This window comes from Marivivens niveibacter, from assembly GCF_002150005.2.
Classification (GTDB): domain Bacteria; phylum Pseudomonadota; class Alphaproteobacteria; order Rhodobacterales; family Rhodobacteraceae; genus Marivivens; species Marivivens niveibacter.
The window spans coordinates 134,259-150,614 of sequence record NZ_MSPP01000002.1 but is presented as its reverse complement, the minus strand read 5'-3'; the positions used below and the strand labels follow the sequence as shown (position 1 = coordinate 150,614).

17 protein-coding genes are annotated in these 16,356 nt (G+C 57.5%); 11 read left to right on the top strand and 6 right to left on the bottom strand.

Going from position 1 to position 16,356, the window contains the following annotated elements:
- Positions 1-46: 46 nt before the first annotated feature.
- The gene (locus BVC71_RS06605) at positions 47-574 is read right to left on the bottom strand and encodes a DUF1643 domain-containing protein (protein ID WP_086450866.1); all 528 of its coding nucleotides are present in this window, start codon (positions 572-574) and stop codon (positions 47-49) included.
- Between the two features lie 95 nt (positions 575-669).
- Between BVC71_RS06605 and BVC71_RS06600 the strand changes: the two genes are divergently transcribed.
- Positions 670-963, top strand: a complete 294-nt coding sequence (locus BVC71_RS06600; RefSeq protein ID WP_086450865.1) for a hypothetical protein — start codon at positions 670-672, stop codon at positions 961-963.
- Here BVC71_RS06600 and truB read toward each other — a convergent pair.
- From truB to rbfA, 3 genes are read right to left on the bottom strand one after another with little or no spacing between them, the layout of a single operon-like run.
- A complete protein-coding gene (gene truB / locus BVC71_RS06595; protein WP_086450864.1) occupies positions 944-1,858 on the bottom strand; it encodes a tRNA pseudouridine(55) synthase TruB in 915 nt (304 codons plus the stop codon). The genes BVC71_RS06600 and truB overlap by 20 nt on opposite strands.
- A gap of 60 nt (positions 1,859-1,918) precedes the next feature.
- The gene (locus BVC71_RS06590; RefSeq protein WP_420845599.1) at positions 1,919-2,629 is read right to left on the bottom strand and encodes a phosphodiester glycosidase family protein; all 711 of its coding nucleotides are present in this window, start codon (positions 2,627-2,629) and stop codon (positions 1,919-1,921) included.
- A complete protein-coding gene (gene rbfA, locus BVC71_RS06585) occupies positions 2,626-3,036 on the bottom strand; it encodes a 30S ribosome-binding factor RbfA (protein WP_086450862.1) in 411 nt (136 codons plus the stop codon). Before rbfA ends, BVC71_RS06590 begins: the two co-directional genes overlap by 4 nt.
- 97 nt (positions 3,037-3,133) lie before the next feature.
- On the opposite strand from rbfA, the gene dapB reads away from it, so the two are divergent.
- Entirely contained in the window at positions 3,134-3,943 is an 810-nt protein-coding gene (gene dapB / locus BVC71_RS06580; protein ID WP_086450861.1) for a 4-hydroxy-tetrahydrodipicolinate reductase, read from the top strand.
- A 13-nt stretch (positions 3,944-3,956) separates the two neighbouring features.
- Here the strand turns inward: dapB and BVC71_RS06575 are convergent, their stop codons facing one another.
- Entirely contained in the window at positions 3,957-4,130 is a 174-nt protein-coding gene (locus BVC71_RS06575; protein WP_086450860.1) for a DUF1674 domain-containing protein, read from the bottom strand.
- A gap of 66 nt (positions 4,131-4,196) precedes the next feature.
- On the opposite strand from BVC71_RS06575, the gene BVC71_RS06570 reads away from it, so the two are divergent.
- From BVC71_RS06570 to BVC71_RS06530, 9 genes are all read left to right on the top strand, one after another.
- On the top strand, positions 4,197-5,471 hold the full coding sequence (locus BVC71_RS06570; RefSeq protein ID WP_086450859.1) for an RsmB/NOP family class I SAM-dependent RNA methyltransferase: 1,275 nt from the start codon (positions 4,197-4,199) through the stop codon (positions 5,469-5,471).
- A gap of 116 nt (positions 5,472-5,587) precedes the next feature.
- Complete coding sequence (locus tag BVC71_RS06565; RefSeq protein ID WP_086451251.1) at positions 5,588-7,288, top strand: heparinase II/III family protein; 1,701 nt, start codon at positions 5,588-5,590, stop codon at positions 7,286-7,288.
- 22 nt (positions 7,289-7,310) lie between these two features.
- Entirely contained in the window at positions 7,311-8,900 is a 1,590-nt protein-coding gene (gene purH / locus BVC71_RS06560; RefSeq protein WP_086450858.1) for a bifunctional phosphoribosylaminoimidazolecarboxamide formyltransferase/IMP cyclohydrolase, read from the top strand.
- Positions 8,900-9,406, top strand: a complete 507-nt coding sequence (gene lspA, locus BVC71_RS06555) for a signal peptidase II (RefSeq protein WP_086450857.1) — start codon at positions 8,900-8,902, stop codon at positions 9,404-9,406. Before purH ends, lspA begins: the two co-directional genes overlap by 1 nt.
- A 56-nt stretch (positions 9,407-9,462) precedes the next feature.
- The gene (locus tag BVC71_RS06550) at positions 9,463-9,960 is read left to right on the top strand and encodes a DUF3035 domain-containing protein (protein ID WP_086450856.1); all 498 of its coding nucleotides are present in this window, start codon (positions 9,463-9,465) and stop codon (positions 9,958-9,960) included.
- Positions 9,961-10,037: 77 nt separating this feature from the next.
- Entirely contained in the window at positions 10,038-11,366 is a 1,329-nt protein-coding gene (locus BVC71_RS06545) for a M16 family metallopeptidase (RefSeq protein WP_086450855.1), read from the top strand.
- Positions 11,363-12,673: a M16 family metallopeptidase gene (locus BVC71_RS06540; protein ID WP_086450854.1), complete on the top strand. Its 1,311-nt coding sequence runs from the start codon at positions 11,363-11,365 to the stop codon at positions 12,671-12,673. Before BVC71_RS06545 ends, BVC71_RS06540 begins: the two co-directional genes overlap by 4 nt.
- A gap of 54 nt (positions 12,674-12,727) precedes the next feature.
- Entirely contained in the window at positions 12,728-14,578 is a 1,851-nt protein-coding gene (gene mutL, locus BVC71_RS06535) for a DNA mismatch repair endonuclease MutL (protein WP_086450853.1), read from the top strand.
- Positions 14,578-15,720: a DNA recombination protein RmuC gene (locus BVC71_RS06530; RefSeq protein ID WP_086450852.1), complete on the top strand. Its 1,143-nt coding sequence runs from the start codon at positions 14,578-14,580 to the stop codon at positions 15,718-15,720. Before mutL ends, BVC71_RS06530 begins: the two co-directional genes overlap by 1 nt.
- On the opposite strand, the gene BVC71_RS06525 is transcribed toward BVC71_RS06530, so the two are convergent.
- Positions 15,710-16,354, bottom strand: coding sequence for a ChrR family anti-sigma-E factor (locus tag BVC71_RS06525; RefSeq protein ID WP_086451250.1), 645 nt, complete (start codon positions 16,352-16,354; stop codon positions 15,710-15,712). The two genes, BVC71_RS06530 and BVC71_RS06525, sit on opposite strands and share 11 nt — an antisense overlap.
- Between the last annotated feature and the right edge of the window lie 2 nt (positions 16,355-16,356).

Genomic DNA, 16,356 nt, shown 5'->3' with positions numbered 1-16,356 from the left:
CTTACGACAAACGCCGATCGGTCGATGAAAACAAGGTTTTCCGAGTTTATTGGTTAACGGGCCACAGCTCTGGCTGGCGGTCATATCCAATATACAGGGGGTGTTTCGGGTGCCCCGCTTTGGTCAGTCCCAGAGAATATAGTGGTCTGCCCGTGCCGCGCAGCAGTAATTCAACAGCATGTCCGCGGCCTAAATGGTCGCCATGTGCGCCCCATGCGCAAATGATCTGGTCCCCATCGCGGATCCAATTCATCGCGGAATCGCGGATGGCATCGTCATTATATAGCCCAATAGGATCTTTGGCGGCACGCATATGTTTTGGGTCGGTGTCGCGCCATGCAAATATGTTGGTGACCCGAAAGGCACCGAATCCCAAGGCCCGTGCGCGCCGTTCGCAGCGTTCAACGGTGGGGTCGTTTTGCACCTCTGTCGCCGTGGATGGGTTGAGCATTACGAACAGCGCACGTGGCAGGGTTGCGTCCCATTCACGCGTAAGCAGATAGCGATATTTTTCGCAGTCCGAATAGGTTGCAACCGACGCTGCATCGCCTTTTTGATGTCTTTTTTCGATCATTCTTCGACATAAATTAACCAAATTCATCCGCAATATGATTGTCCAACCGCAGAAATAAAAGCGGGTAAGATTAATAAACCCCTGAGGTAAAGCTGATGGACTGGGCAAGTATACTGACGTTCGCAACAGTTGGTGTTGGACTGGCTGTAGATTTTTCGTCAAGCGACGGCGACGCTGAAGACTATGCTGACAATAGCGCAGAGCTGGATGATTTCATGACGCCCGAGTTGGCCGTGGATACCGATCCGTTGATCGATACCGGCGGCTACGGCTATGCTGTTGCTGAATTTAGCCCAGACGTTGACCCCGATACGGCCGTTTTACCGTGGGGTGACGACGAAATTGATGCGCTATACGATGATGCTCAGTTTACGCTGACTGCGGCTTAACAAACACGCGGCTGGGGTGCAGCTCTCCGGCCTTGAACGTCCCAACGGCAACCGCTTCGCCGTCATAGCTGGCCCAGACCTCTTCGCCGTATTCGACATCATGAGCGATCACGACTGCCGCGTTGCCGTTGCGCAATTTGGTCAGGCTTTCGGGCGGGCATTTGACCTCTTCTAGATCAACCAAGCCGTCCTCTAGTGGCCGCAAAAGAGAGTCTATTTCAGGCATTTTTGCCAAGGCGTCGATCTGTTCCAACGTTACAGCGTTTTCCACAGTGAACGATCCAGACCAGATACGGCGCAGCCATTCCACGTGGCCATAGCATCCCAAGGTTTCCCCCAGATCGCGGGCGATGGACCGCACATAGCCACCTTTGCCGCAGGTCATTTCAAGTAGAACATGGTCAGCGTCAGGACGGTCGATCATCAACAATTCTTCGACCCACAGCGGGCGGGCGGCGATTTCGAATTCTTCGTCATCGCGAGCCAGTTTGTAGGCGCGTTCGCCGTCGATTTTCACAGCGGAAAATTTTGGCGGCACCTGCATGATGTCACCCAAAAATCCGCCCAGCGCCGATTTGATGTCATCGTCGGTGGGGCGGTGGTCGGATGATTTGATAATTTCGCCCTCGGCGTCGTCGGTGTTGGTGGCCGCGCCTAATGTGACCGAAAATTCATACGCCTTTAGCGCATCGGTGATGTAGGGGATCGTTTTGGTCGCCTCGCCCAGTGCTACGGCCAATACGCCCGTTGCGTCAGGGTCCAACGTGCCTGCGTGGCCGGCCTTTTTCGCGTTAAACGCCCAGCGCACTTTGTTCACGACAGAGGTAGAAGTGATGCCGGCTGGTTTGTCGATGATCAACCAACCCGAAATATCGCGTCCTTTACGTTTGCCCATGTCGTCCTCCGAATGCGTGCAGGGCGGCCTGCTATCGCCGTTAGGCGGGTCGGTCAATCGTTATTCGGGCGCGATTACCCCAACCATAGGTCCCATGCGCGGCCCACCATCGCGGCGCCCTAGATCTGGTGCGAATAGGCGCGATACTTTGCCGTCGAAATACAGCGCGTTTGAAACGCCCAGTTCATCGCGGAAAAAACTGCCAAAGTCCCAGAAATTGATAGGTCGGTTTGAAATCGCGAAATAGGCTGTTTTGCCGTCGTCCGACACGCCAACGCCATTTCGGATGTAGCGCGATGTGCTGCCATCAATGAACCGTGGATGCAGGTCACCATCGATCACCAGCATCGGCCCTGATTGGGTGGCAAAGTCGCAGTTTGGCGGATTGTCGCGATAAGCCAGTGTTTCGATGACGGATACGAAACCATCGCCGATGCAAAAAACACCGTTCGGCAGCATCCCAAAATTGCCGGGGCCGGGGTTGGGCACCAGAAACATGGTTTCAACGCCGTTTTCCAAATGCAGGCCAACCGGCGCGCGGTCATCGTGGTACATGCCAGCGTTCATCGCGAACTGTAGTTCGCCAAATGCGTCCTCGATCGGGTAAAAGCTGCCCAATAGATTGCCGTCTGGGTCTGTGTGGAACAGGCGCAAATCTTCGGTCGTGGCGTCAACGGTGCATAGGGTGATGTCGCCGCGATCTTCGCAGGTGACCGCCCCTGCGGCCGATGCCAGCATTAGGCTGGCCGCTAGGGTGATTGTTCGGATCACTCTTCTTCGTCGCCGTGATCTAGATCCTGCTGGACGTGTTCGTCGGCCAACATACGGCGTGTGTCGTCCATACGGTCGAACGTGCGGTCCAATTCGAATTTCAGCTTTGGCGCATATTTCAACGTGATGCCGCGCGTCAGCAGGTGGCGTAGCTCGGCAGAGTTGCGACGCAGCGCTGTCAGGCATTCATCCTGCTTGTGCCCGCCCAAAGGCAACACATAGGCCGTTGCGTTTTTCAGATCGGGGGAACAGCGGACCTCGCCTACGGTGATGGACATACGCGCCAGATCAGGATCGTGCACATCGCCACGTTGCAGAACATCAGACAGCGCACGGCGCAGCAATTCGCCAACACGTAGCTGTCGTTGAGAGGGGCCAGAGCCAGTATTAAATCGGTTGTTTGCCATATTCCCCGTCTACGCCACCTGTTGTCCCTTGCCAAGGCGCGGTTTGATGGGCAAGCAGGGACCCACGCAGAAGTGACGACAGTTAAAGGACGATAAAATGACCGATTTACCTGGTGTAGTGATCACAGGATGTTCTGGCCGCATGGGTCAGATGCTGATCAAAACCGTTTTGGAATCGGGAAAAATGCGTCTGGCTGGCGTTCTGGAACGCCCAGGTCATGACTGGATCGGCCGCGATGTTGGCGCTGCGATGGACGGCGCGGAGCTGGGCGTGATCGTGTCGGATGACGTGGCTGCAACGTTCGCAAATGCCTCTGCCGTCATTGATTTTACGGCCCCTGCGGCGACTGTCGCTTTTGCCGATGCGGCAGCGGATGCGGGCATCGCGCATATCATCGGCACCACCGGATTTGACGACGATCATCTGGCCGCCATCGCAGAATCGGCGAAACGCACGGTGATAATTCGTGCAGGCAACATGTCGCTGGGTGTGAACCTGCTGACCGTTCTGGCCGAAAAGGTTGCCGCCGCACTGGACGAAGATTTCGATATCGAAGTCATTGAGGCGCATCATAATAAAAAAGTCGACGCGCCGTCGGGCACCGCCCTGATGCTGGGCGAAGCCGCCGCAAAAGGCCGCGGCGTTGATCTAAAAGACGTGCGCGATTCGGGCCGTGACGGGATTACTGGCGCCCGCAAAAAAGGCGACATCGGTTTCGCGGTTATCCGCGGCGGTGATATCGTGGGGGAACATGACGTGCTGTTTGCGGCGGCTGGCGAACGTATCACCCTGCGCCACGTTGCGACGGACCGCGCTGTTTTCGCACGCGGCGCAGTCAAAGCTGCCCAGTGGGCCGCAGGCAAAGCCCCTGGTGAATATTCGATGATCGACGTTCTGGGCCTGTAATCACTACAGACATTCAAAAATCGATCGCGATTCCTTTTTTCTCCCAATCGCCATAGCGGACGGCTTCTGGGCCGTCGCGACCACCCAGTTCTGTGGGCAGGTCCAACGGCTTTGCGGCTTTGCGGCGCTCTTCGGCTTCGGCCAATGCGCGCTGGGCGGCGGGGGGCAGGTCTTTGCGGTCTATCATAGGCTTTCCTTGTCCCTTGTGTGGCTCTGATATAGTCGGGGTTATCCCAAGGGCCAAGAGGACGCCATGACACAAACCGGATTAGCTGCACGCCGCACGGCACATTCTTTGCTGAATTCAGTGACCGAAGACCAGCGGCTACTGTCCGAAGTCATGCCGGCCAAGCTATCCCGCCTCGAGGCCGACGACCGCGCCCGCGTTCAGCGCATTGTCACCGGCACCCTGCGGTCGATGGATCGTCTGGACCGCGTTTTGAAACCCCATTTGCGCAAACGCCCTGCGGGCCCTGTGCAGAACGCGCTGCGTTTGGGCGCGTATGAGATTTGCGAAGGTGGGGCAGGGCATGGCGTTGTGAACGCTTATGTCGAAATCGTGGGCCGCGATAAAAAGAATGCGAAACTAAAGGGTCTGGTAAACGCCGTTCTGCGCAAAGTCGCGGACGAAGGCGCGCCGAACTGGGGCAAAATGCCCGTTCCGCAACTGCCGAAATGGATTCGCAATCCATTGATTGACGCATGGGGAAACAAGGCGATTGCGGGGATTGAAAACGCGCATTTTGCAGGGGCTGCGATTGATATCACGGTGAAATCCGATGCGGCGGGCTGGGCTGAAAAACTGGGCGGTACCGTGTTGCCGACAGGGTCGGTGCGTTTGCCTGCAGGTGTGCAGCTATCTGCGCTGGATGGTTTCGCGTCGGGCGATTGGTGGGTGCAGGATGCATCAGCGGCATTGGCGGCGCGTGCGTTGGCCCCGCAGGCGGGCGAAAAGGTGCTGGATTTATGCGCAGCACCGGGCGGTAAAACCATGCAGTTGGCAGCCGCAGGCGCCGACGTCACGGCGGTGGATATTTCCGCAGGCCGCATGGAGCGTTTGTCCGAAAACCTGACCCGCACTGGGCTAAAGGCGAATGTAGTTGTGGCCGACGCGTTGCAACTGACTGAAGGCGGCTATGACGCGATCCTGTTGGATGCGCCTTGTTCGGCCACCGGTACGATCCGTCGCCACCCAGATTTGCCCCATGCCAAAGACGGCAGCGAATTTGGTGAACTGTTCGAAATCCAGATCCAGATCATGGATCACGCGCTGACCTTGCTAAAACCTGGCGGGCGTTTGGTGTTCTGTACCTGTAGCCTGCTGCCCGACGAAGGCGAGGTTCAAATTGATGACCTGCTGGACCGTCACCCCGACCTGACCGTCAACACCGACGCGATCCGCGCCATCGACGGGATCGACCCCGATTGGATCACCGAAGAAGGCGGCCTGCGTCTGCGTCCTGACTATTGGCGCGATTTGGGCGGCATGGATGGGTTCTATATCGCAGTCGTGACAAAGCCTGCGTGACATGAAGGGGGTTGGCGGTTAACATCCCCGCCAACAACAATGCGGACACCGCAGACCCCGAGGCAGAAATATCAAGGTTTCCCACCATGATGTGGCGTGGAAAAGGCACCCGAATCATGAATCGCGTGACTGCGCGGTTAGCGGCGCGCGCGCGGCCGCCCAAGGGGCTTGTGTCTCAGCCAGAGCCACGTTCGATTGGTTTGTTCGCCCGTGGGCGCCAGCTATCGGCGGGAAATTTCCTGTTCGCGGGCCAATTGATCGAAGCGCCAGAGGCATCCATCTGGGATATTGCGCCCGATCAATCAGAAACAGCGCGTCATATTCAGGGATGCGCGTGGCTGGATGATCTGGCTGCCGTCGGCGATCACAAGGCACGTATCAAAGCCCAAGATTGGGTCTATGGTTGGATTGACCGTTTTGATGGCGGCAAAGGGGCCGGCTGGACACCGGATTTGACAGGTCGCCGCCTGATCCGCTGGATCAATCACGCTTTTTTCCTGATGCGGGGCCGAGAAAAGGTCGACACCGAACGGTTTTTGATTTCGCTGGCGCGTCAGTCCGTATTTTTGTCGCGCCGATGGAAATCAGCCCGTCCTGGACTTGCGCGGTTCGAGGCGTTGTCGGGCATGGTCTATGCGGGCTTGTCATTAGAAGGCATGCAGCAACACGTAGATGCGGCACTGTCGGCCCTGACCAAAGATTGCCAAACCCAGATTAACGCCGAAGGCGGTGTTCCAACGCGTAACCCCGAAGAGCTGTTAGAGGTGCTGACCCTTTTATCGTGGGTCGCCAAAGCTTTGGCCGAAGCGGGCCGCGACGTTCCTGTGCCGATCCGCGCGGCGATTGACCGTATCGCTCCGACTTTGCGTGCGTTGCGCCATGCTGATGGCGGGCTTGCCCGTTTTCATGGCGGTGGACGCGGTATTGATGGGCGTCTGGATTATGCGCTGGTGGAATCGGGCAACAAAGAACAGCCCAATAACCTGCGTCACATGGGATACGCCCGTTTGGCGGCTGGCCGCACGACGTTGATCGCTGATGCAGCCGCCCCGCCCAGCGGCAAAGCCAGTTATGAGGCGCATGCATCGACCTGCGCGATCGAAGTGACATCGGGGCGTCGGCCCATGATCGTGAGCGCAGGGGCGGGCGGCGATTTCGGCCCTGAATGGAAAAGTTATGGCCGCGCAACGGCCAGTCATTCGACGCTATCCATCGAAGGATATTCATCGTCTCGGTTAGGGTCATCCAAACGGGTCCACGGCGAAGAAGAATTATTGCTGGATGTGCCCGATTACGTTCTGGCGCAGCAAAGCACGGTGAATAATGCGACCCGTTTGGAAATGGCCCATAACGGGTATTTGTCGACCCACGGTTTGACCCATGCGCGGACGTTGGACCTGTCGCTGGACGGGCGTACCATCAGCGGCGAAGATGTGTTGACCACCCTTAGCCGCGCCGATGAAAAACGGTTCGATCAGGTCCGCCTGCGTGAACCAGAAGGAATCCCCTATTCCGTGCGGTTCCACCTGCACCCAGATGTCGTTGCGTCGCTGGATCTGGGCGGAACCGCGGTGTCTCTCACGCTCAAAAGCGGCGAAATCTGGGTCATGCGCCACGATGGAAGCGCCGAAATGGGGCTGGAAACCTCTGTTTACCTAGAAAAAGGTCGGTTAAAACCCCGTTCTACGCAACAAGTGGTTTTATCCTCCCGCGCAATGTCCTATGCGACCCGCGTCCGTTGGACTCTGGCCAAAGCGCACGAAACACCGAATGCCGTGCGTGATTTCGGTACAGACGACCCAACGATCACGGATTGATATCAAAACCCAAGAGGCCCCGATGACCGACCTGTATCCGCTGCGCCGCGCACTTTTGTCTGTATCCGATAAAACCGGATTGATTGAACTGGGACAGGCTTTGGCCAAACGCGGTGTTGAACTGCTGTCCACTGGCGGTTCCGCCAAAACGCTGCGCGATGCGGGTCTGAACGTCAAAGACGTGTCCGAAGTCACCGGTTTCCCTGAAATGATGGACGGCCGCGTGAAAACTCTGCACCCCAAAGTGCACGGTGGTCTGCTGGCGCTGCGTGACAATGACGATCACGTTGCAGCTATGGACGAACACGGCATCGGCGCAATCGACCTGCTGGTCGTAAACCTGTACCCGTTCGAGGCCGCATTAGCCCGCGGTGCTGATTATGCGGAAATGATCGAAAACATCGACATCGGCGGTCCTGCAATGATCCGCGCGTCGGCCAAAAACCACGGTTTCACCACCACCATCGTTGACGTCGAAGATTACGACGCGCTGCTGGCTGAACTGGAAGCGAATGACGGCCAAACCTCCTACGCGTTCCGCCAGAAAATGGCGCAGATCGCATATGCCCGCACGGGTGCTTATGACGCGGCTGTATCGACTTGGATGGCCGATGCGATTGGTGAGACCGCACCGCGCCGCCGCGTATTTGCAGGCGAGATCAAACAGACCCTGCGTTACGGCGAAAACAGCCATCAGCAAGCTGCGTTCTACACCGACGGATCCGCACGTCCGGGTGTTGCGACTGCGGTCCAGCTACAGGGCAAAGAACTGTCCTACAACAACATCAACGACACCGATGCGGCGTTCGAACTGGTTGCTGAATTCGACCCAGCCGAAAGCCCAGCCGTTGCGATCATCAAACACGCAAACCCATGCGGCGTTGCAACTGGCGCGACCTTGGTCGAGGCATATCAGAAAGCCTTCGATTGCGACCGTACCTCGGCTTTCGGTGGTATCGTTGCGCTGAACCAACCGCTGGACGCTGAAACCGCGACCAAAATCGTCGAAATCTTTACCGAAGTCGTGATTGCACCAGGTGCATCGGACGAAGCTAAAGAAATCTTCGCAGCCAAGAAAAACTTGCGCCTTCTGTTGACCGATGGCCTGCCGGCGTCTCGCGCTGCGCTGACCGCGTTCAAACAGGTTTCGGGCGGTATGCTGGTTCAAGACAAAGACGTCGGCTACGTCGGTCTGGACGATCTGAAAGTCGTCACCGAAAAAGCCCCGACAGAAGACCAGATGCGCGACCTGCTGTTCGCATGGAAAGTTGCAAAGCACGTGAAATCCAACGCGATTGTCTACGTCAAAGACAGCGCAACCGTTGGTGTTGGTGCCGGTCAGATGTCCCGTCTGGACAGCGCGAACGTCGCCGCATCCAAGGCAGAACGCATGGCCAAAGAATTGGGTCTGCCAGAAACCTTGGCAAAAGGGTCGGCTGTCGCTTCGGACGCGTTTTTCCCATTCGCTGACGGCCTGCTAGAGGCAGCAGCGGCTGGCGCGACCTGCGTGATCCAGCCGGGCGGTTCGATGCGCGACCAAGAGGTCATCGACGCAGCCAACGAAAACGGACTGGCCATGGTGTTCACCGGCATGCGCCACTTCCGTCACTAATGGCGCATATTTCGAAAAATATCGGTTTCAGAACCCTGTTTTGGGCAGGGTTCTGGATCTTCCTTCTGGATCAGGCCTCGAAATTCGTGGTCGTTCAGATGTTGGGCCTACGTCATGTTCAACGGATCGAGGTGCTGCCTCCGTTCCTTGAATTCCGTATGGCGTGGAACCAAGGCGTGAATTTTGGCCTGTTTTCGGGCATGGATATGCGCTGGGTGCTGATCGCTGTGGCCTTTGCCATTTGCGGATTTGTGCTGTGGTGGCTGCGCCGCGAAGGTGGCAGTAAAATCGTTTATATTTCCGCGGGTATCCTGATCGGTGGTGCCTTGGGGAATATCGTTGACCGCATTTTGTATGGCGCGGTGGCCGATTTCCTGAATATGTCCTGCTGCGGATTTGAAAACCCCTATGCGTTTAACGTGGCCGATATCGCGATTTTTGTCGGTGCTTTGGGGTTGGTTTTCTTTACCGAAGACAAAAAGAAAAAAGCCCGCAAAAACAAGTGACGTGACGAGCCGTTAAAGCTGCGTTAAAACCCAAGGCACTTGAACGGAGGATATCCATGCGCGGATTTTTCATTGCTCTGCCTGCGGTGCTGGCTTTGGTGGCTTGCTCGGGTGGTGAACGCACCTTGCATAATTCGCGCGCATTGGGGGATTCCCCCGATGAGTTTCGGGTCAGCCCTTCGAAAACACTGGAAATACCGGATTCTATGGCGTTTCTGCCTGCGCCGACACCAGGCGGTGTGAACCGTGCTGATGCAACGCCATTGGTTGATGCGATCGCAGCGCTGGGTGGGACATATGGCGCGGGCGTAACTGGTGATGCGGCCCTGATGGCCGAAGTGTCGCGCTATGGCTATGATCCCGAGGTGCGTGCCGAATTGGCCGAGGCTGACGCGGATTTCCGCCGACGCAAAACTGGCCTGTCGTGGTTCCGCATTTTCCGCAATGATCGTTATTTCGCAGCCTACCGCGGGCAGGCATTGGATGCCTATGCCGAATTGGAACGGTTCCGTTCGGTAGGTGTGGCGGTCCCTTCGGCGCCTCCTGCTAACTAACGGTAACATCTGCGTTTCCTACGGTTGTCGTTGGCGTGACTTGGGGTAAAGTCTTGCTCAGATAACCGGAGGACCGAATGTTCCGCAAATTTGCGATTGCTTTGTCACTCTGGGCGGCGCCTGCGCTGGCTCAGGATGTTACGACATACACATTGGACAACGGCATGGATGTCGTCGTGATCGAAGATCACCGCGCCCCCGTTGTCACCCATATGGTCTGGTATCGCAGCGGGTCTGCTGATGAACCTGTGGGCGAGTCGGGCGTTGCGCATTTTCTGGAACACCTTTTGTTTAAAGCGACCGAGAACATGGAATCGGGTGAATTGTCCGATACCGTGGCGGCGAACGGCGGGTCCGACAACGCGTTCACCAGTTACGATTACACCGCCTATTTCCAACGTGTCGCTGCGGACCGTCTGCCCCTGATGATGCAGATGGAGGCGGACAGGATGAACAATCTGATCCTGACCCCCGGCGATATCGAAACCGAACGTCAGGTGATTTTGGAAGAGCGCAATATGCGCGTCGATAACTCTCCGTCCGCTTTGGCGCGCGAACAACTGCGCTCGGTGCAGTACATGAACCACCGTTACGGAGTTCCGATCATCGGCTGGCGCCATGAAATGGAGGCGCTGGATATGGACGACGCGCTGTCGTTCTATGATCTGTATTACAGCCCCAATAACGCCATTCTGGTCGTTGCGGGCGATGTGGATCCCGCACAGGTCCGCGCACTTGCCGATGAATATTATGGCGTGATCCCTGCCGAAGAAAACTTGCCTGAACGCATCCGTTCGCAGGAACCGCCCCAAACCGCCGCGCGCCGTCTGACTTATATCGACGAACGCGTGTCTCAGCCCTATCTGGTGCGCAGTTATCTGGCCCCAGAACGTGACAGCGGAGCACAGGAAACCGCTGCGGCGCTGGTGTATCTGGCCGAACTGCTGGGCGGATCGCCGTTTTCGTCTGATTTAGGGATCGCGCTGCAATTCGATACGAATACGGCAATTTACACAGGCGCGGGCTATTCTGGCATGTCGCTGGATGACACCACTTTCAGCATCAGCGTTGCCCCCGCCGCAGATGTTTCCCTGTCTGATGCCGAGGCCGCGATGGATCAGGTTCTGACCGATTTTCTGGCCAATGACATTGATCCCGAACGGATTGACGCGATCCGCACGCAGCTGCGTGCATCCGAAATCTATGCGCGCGACAACGTCGACGGGCTGGCAAACCGCTATGGCGCGGCCCTGTCCCAAGGGCTGACTGTGCAGGACGTGCAGGATTGGCCGACCATTTTGGAAAACGTCACAGCAGAAGATATCAAGGCCGCCGCCGAACTGGTTCTGGACGATCGTAAATCCGTCACCATGTGGGTCGCCGCATCGCAGGAGGCAGCACAATGAAACGCATTCTGACCGCAATCGGATTCATCCTGACGGCCGCCTCCGCGCAGGCCGAGGTTGAAATCCAGCAACTGACCACCGACGCCGGTATCGACGTTTGGTTGGTCGAGGAACATTCGATCCCCTTCGTCGCCGTTGAAATGCTGTTCGAGGGCGGCACGTCGTTAGATGTCGATGGCAAACGCGGCGCGACGAACCTGATGATGGCCCTGATCGAAGAAGGATCAGGCGATATGGACGCGCGAACGTTCCAACGCGAACGCGAGTCGCTTGCTGCATCATTTGGGTTTAGCGCTTATGATGATAGTGTATCCGTGTCCGCTAAATTCCTGACCGAAAACAGTGATCAGGCTGTCGCGCTGCTGGCGCAGGCGCTCAACGACCCGCGGTTCGATCAGGATGCGATCGATCGCGTGCGCGCGCAGGTCCTGACCAATATCGCGTCGGATGAAAAGAACCCGAACCGCATCGCAGGCAACGCGTTTTATGCCGCTGCCTTTGGCGATCACCCCTACGGGTCCAACAGCGACGGCACGATCGAATCCGTCAATGCCCTGACCCAAGAGGACCTGTTCGAAGCCCATCAAAATGCATTCGCACTGTCGCGTCTGTCCGTGTCCGTTGTGGGCGACATCACGCCGGACGAGGTCGGGCCTATGATCGACAGTCTGGTCGCGGGTTTGTCCGCAGATGGCCCAGCATTGCCAGACCGCGTTGAATTTGGTCTGCCCGGCGGTGTGACGGTGATCCCGTATGACACACCGCAATCCGTGGCCCTGTTCGGGCAGGCGGGAATCAAACGGGACGACGAAGATTTCTTTGCCGCTTTTATCCTGAATACCATTCTGGGCGGCAACGGTCCGCAGTCCATTCTGATGGAGGAAGTCCGCGAAAAACGTGGCCTGACCTATGGCATCGGCAGTTACCTAGTGCCCAAAGACCATGCAGAAATGTGGTTGGGATCTGTTGCGTCGGCGAACGAGGTTATGGCCGAAACCATTGACGTCGTGACCGATCAATGGGCGCGCGTTGCGACTGTAGGTGTCAGCCAAGAGGAATTGGACGCCGCAAAAACCTACCTAACTGGTGAATACCCACTGCGGTTTGACAGCAATCAGGCGATTGCCGACATCATGGTCGGCATGCAAGTCGAAGGTCTGCCCGTCGAATATATCCTGAACCGCAACGATTACATCAATGCGGTCACTTTGGACGATGTGAACCGCGTGGCACGTGAAATTCTGGACCCAGATGCGCTGCATTTCGTGGTGGTTGGCCAGCCTGAAGGGCTGGAAACTTCGGAATAATGTTCACGAAATACCCCTGTTAGAATCGCGCGGGGCCGTGCTATCCCTTGTGGCATGGCCCTGACGAACCCCAACATACCCGAAAATCGACCTGTTATTCGCCAATTGGACGAAGCAGCGATTAACCGCATCGCAGCGGGCGAGGTGGTCGAACGTCCTGCCTCTGCCGTGAAAGAGCTGGTTGAGAATTCGATCGACGCTGGCGCGACCCGTATCGAAATCGTTGTGGCTGATGGTGGCAAGACGTTGATCCGCGTGACGGATGACGGCTGGGGCATTGCGGCTGATGAATTGCCGCTGGCATTGTCGCGTCACGCCACGTCGAAAATCGACGGGTCTGACCTGCTGGATATTCATTCGTTCGGCTTTCGTGGCGAAGCGTTACCGTCATTGGGTGCTGTGGGCCGCCTGACGATCACGTCGCGCCGCGCAGGCAGCGATGCTGCAGAGATCCGCGTGTCGGGCGGTAAGATCGAACCTGTGAAACCTGCCGCGCTGTCTGCGGGGACGGTTGTCGAACTGCGCGATCTGTTTTTCGCGACCCCTGCGCGTTTGAAATTTCTGCGCACCGACCGTGCCGAAATGCAGGCAATCACGGACGTGATTAAACGTCTGGCGATGGCCGAACCCTATGTCAGCTTTGCACTGTTTGATGCGTCCAACGGCAACCGCCGCGAAATTTTCAGCGCCAATGCCGAACAGGGCGAAATGTTTGATGCGCTAAATGGGCGTCTCGCGACCATTCTGGGCCGTGAATTTGCCGATAACGCTCTGCCGATTGATGCCGAACGCGACGGGTTTCACCTGACGGGTTATGCGGCGCTGCCGACGTATTCGCGCGGCTCTGCCGTGGCGCAGTTTCTGTTCGTGAATGGCCGTCCTGTGCGGGATAAACTGCTGATCGGCGCGCTGCGTGGGGCCTATATGGATTTCCTATCGCGTGACCGCCACCCCGCTGCGGCGCTGTTCATCGATTGTGATCCCAACCTTGTTGACGTGAACGTTCACCCCGCCAAATCCGAGGTCCGTTTCCGCGAACCTGGCATCGTGCGCGGCCTGATCGTATCGGGCCTGCGTCATGCATTGGCGAATGCGGGGCACCGCGCATCGACGACTGTGGCGTCGGATACCTTGGGCGCGTTCCGTCCCGAACAACGCCCTGCCGCGCCGATCTATCAGATGGACCGCCCGTCGATGGGCGCGAAATCCATGACCTATCAGATGCAGGCCCCAACGCCGCAGCCTTCGATGGGGTTTGCCGAAATGTCTGCGCCTTCGGCTCGGTTCGAGGAGGTGACAGAAACAAAGTCTAAACCAGCGGAATCGCTGCCTTTAGGGGCGGCGCGGGCGCAGGTGCATGAAAACTATATCATCGCGCAGACCGAAACGGGTTTGGTGATCGTCGATGGTCATGCCGCGCACGAACGTCTGGTTTATGAAAAGCTGAAAAAACAGATGGCGGACAACGGGGTCGCGGCGCAGGCGTTGCTGATCCCTGAAATCATCGAAATGTCGTCGGGCGATGCGGCGCGTCTGATGGAAATCGCGGATGATTTGTCTCAGCTAGGCCTGACCATCGAACCCTTTGGTGGCGGCGCGATCTGTGTCCGCGAAACCCCTGCGATCTTGGGTGAGGTGAACGCCAAGGATATGATGATGGATATCCTGGACGAACTGGCCGATCTGGGCGACAGCCACACGGTGAAATCGCGGATCGAGGCGATCCTGTCCCGCGTCGCTTGTCACGGGTCGATCCGCACAGGGCGCCGTATGCGGGCCGAAGAAATGAATGCCCTGCTGCGCGAAATGGAGGCAACGCCCCATTCCGGCCAATGTAACCACGGTCGCCCGACCTATGTCGAACTGCGGTTGCAGGATATTGAACGTCTGTTCGGGCGTAGCTGATGACGCTGGACCTGTCTGATCCTCTGGCGTTGTTGGCTGTCGTCGGGCTGGCGTTGGGTGCGCTGGTTTTGATCCTGCTGGTGATGGTCGTGCGCCGCGCGGGGCAGTCGGCCCATATGGCGCAAATCGTGGCGTCGCAGTTGGGCGGGGTCACGCAGCGCGTACAAATGTTGTCGGACGGTCAGCAGCAGCTATACGGCGGCCTGACATCGGTATCCGAGGCGCAGGCCCAATCGCAGGCGCATCTGCTGAAATTGATGGAGGCGCGCCTGCAGCAGGTCACCGAAATGACCAACCGCAACCTGACACAAAGTGCGAAGGTTACCGCCGCATCCTTGGGTGAATTGCAACAGCGCCTGAAAACCATCGATAAGGCGCAGGATAACATCACCAAACTGTCGGGCGATGTGCTGAGCCTTCAGGACATTTTGTCGAACAAACAGACACGCGGTGCGTTCGGGGAAATCCAGCTGCATGACATTGTTAGCAAGGCGCTGCCGTCGGACAGTTACACGCTGCAACAGACTCTAAGTAACGGGAAAAGGGCCGATTGTTTGATCCATCTGCCCAACCCGCCGGGCCCGATCGTCATCGACAGCAAATTCCCATTAGAGGCATACGAGGCGCTGCGCCGCGCGACGACCGATGCCGAAGTCAACGATGCCGCCCGCATGATGCGCATCGCCGTACGGACGCATATCCGCGCGATTGCGGAAAAATACATCATCGAAGGCGAAACCGCCGATGGCGCGTTGATGTTCCTGCCGTCCGAGGCGGTCTATGCCGAGCTGCATGCGAATTTTGGGGAACTTGTCCGCGAAGGGTTCAATGCTCGCGTTTGGATCGTATCACCGACGACGTGTATGGCGACGCTAAACACCATGCGCGCGATCCTGAAAGATGCGCGTATGCGCGAGCAGGCGGGGGCGATCCGCAAAGAATTGTCGCTGCTATATTCGGATGTGGACCGTCTGGGCACACGTGTCGAAAATCTAGATCGGCATTTCAATCAGGCGGCCAAGGACCTGTCCGAAATCAAAATCAGTGCAGACAAAGCGGGCCGTCGGGCCCGCCGTCTGGATAACTTTGATTTCGAAGAGCTCGCGCCTGACGCTGAGCCGGCGCTGCCGATCAAATCTTGACGAATTTCTGCGCGATGCGGGGCAGGAACGAATTGAATTTCAGCGGTGCATCAGTGGCTGCCAGACAAATGCAATCTTCGCCTTCGGCCGCGACGGGCGTGTGATCCAGATCTTCGTTTGCAACTTCGACATCTCCGACACCGAAATGATCGGTGTGGTCGGCAAACGCGCCCTGCAAAACCAACGTCAGTTCGGTTCCGTTATGGCCGTGGTCAGGCACGGCTGAACCAGCGGGAATGTGCAGCAAACGCACAGTCGCTTCGCCTTCGGTCGATAGGATCATCTGTTTGACGCCCCCACCAACCGAACGCCAGCGTACGGCGTCCTTGTCACCACCCACGTAATCGCGCAAGGGTGTTGGGAAAATACCGGTAGAGCGGGTTTCTTGTTTTGGCGCAGGGTTGGCATTCGCAATCAGCGCCATGGTCGATGCCAGAGCGTCTTCTGCCATCGGTGCGGCACCTGCATCCATCATGATCTCGCCACCCACGGCTTCGTATTCGGCCAACCGGGCGCGGCATTCATCACACAACGATACATGTGTCGCGACCACAAGGCTGAACGCTTCGGGTAGGGTGCCTGCGGCATAACCCATCAGCAGCTGATCGGTTAGGTGGTGTTTGATGTCTTTCATAA

Excerpts from the sequence above, each read along its gene's own strand:
- BVC71_RS06605 (WP_086450866.1), bottom strand. The coding sequence starts at position 574 with ATGATCGAAAAAAGACATCAAAAAGGCGATGCAGCGTCGGTTGCAACC.
- BVC71_RS06600 (WP_086450865.1), top strand. The coding sequence starts at position 670 with ATGGACTGGGCAAGTATACTGACGTTCGCAACAGTTGGTGTTGGACTG.
- truB (WP_086450864.1), bottom strand. The coding sequence starts at position 1,858 with ATGGGCAAACGTAAAGGACGCGATATTTCGGGTTGGTTGATCATCGAC.
- rbfA (WP_086450862.1), bottom strand. The coding sequence starts at position 3,036 with ATGGCAAACAACCGATTTAATACTGGCTCTGGCCCCTCTCAACGACAG.
- dapB (WP_086450861.1), top strand. The coding sequence starts at position 3,134 with ATGACCGATTTACCTGGTGTAGTGATCACAGGATGTTCTGGCCGCATG.
- BVC71_RS06575 (WP_086450860.1), bottom strand. The coding sequence starts at position 4,130 with ATGATAGACCGCAAAGACCTGCCCCCCGCCGCCCAGCGCGCATTGGCC.
- BVC71_RS06570 (WP_086450859.1), top strand. The coding sequence starts at position 4,197 with ATGACACAAACCGGATTAGCTGCACGCCGCACGGCACATTCTTTGCTG.
- BVC71_RS06565 (WP_086451251.1), top strand. The coding sequence starts at position 5,588 with ATGAATCGCGTGACTGCGCGGTTAGCGGCGCGCGCGCGGCCGCCCAAG.
- purH (WP_086450858.1), top strand. The coding sequence starts at position 7,311 with ATGACCGACCTGTATCCGCTGCGCCGCGCACTTTTGTCTGTATCCGAT.
- lspA (WP_086450857.1), top strand. The coding sequence starts at position 8,900 with ATGGCGCATATTTCGAAAAATATCGGTTTCAGAACCCTGTTTTGGGCA.
- BVC71_RS06550 (WP_086450856.1), top strand. The coding sequence starts at position 9,463 with ATGCGCGGATTTTTCATTGCTCTGCCTGCGGTGCTGGCTTTGGTGGCT.
- BVC71_RS06545 (WP_086450855.1), top strand. The coding sequence starts at position 10,038 with ATGTTCCGCAAATTTGCGATTGCTTTGTCACTCTGGGCGGCGCCTGCG.
- BVC71_RS06540 (WP_086450854.1), top strand. The coding sequence starts at position 11,363 with ATGAAACGCATTCTGACCGCAATCGGATTCATCCTGACGGCCGCCTCC.
- mutL (WP_086450853.1), top strand. The coding sequence starts at position 12,728 with ATGGCCCTGACGAACCCCAACATACCCGAAAATCGACCTGTTATTCGC.
- BVC71_RS06530 (WP_086450852.1), top strand. The coding sequence starts at position 14,578 with ATGACGCTGGACCTGTCTGATCCTCTGGCGTTGTTGGCTGTCGTCGGG.
- BVC71_RS06525 (WP_086451250.1), bottom strand. The coding sequence starts at position 16,354 with ATGAAAGACATCAAACACCACCTAACCGATCAGCTGCTGATGGGTTAT.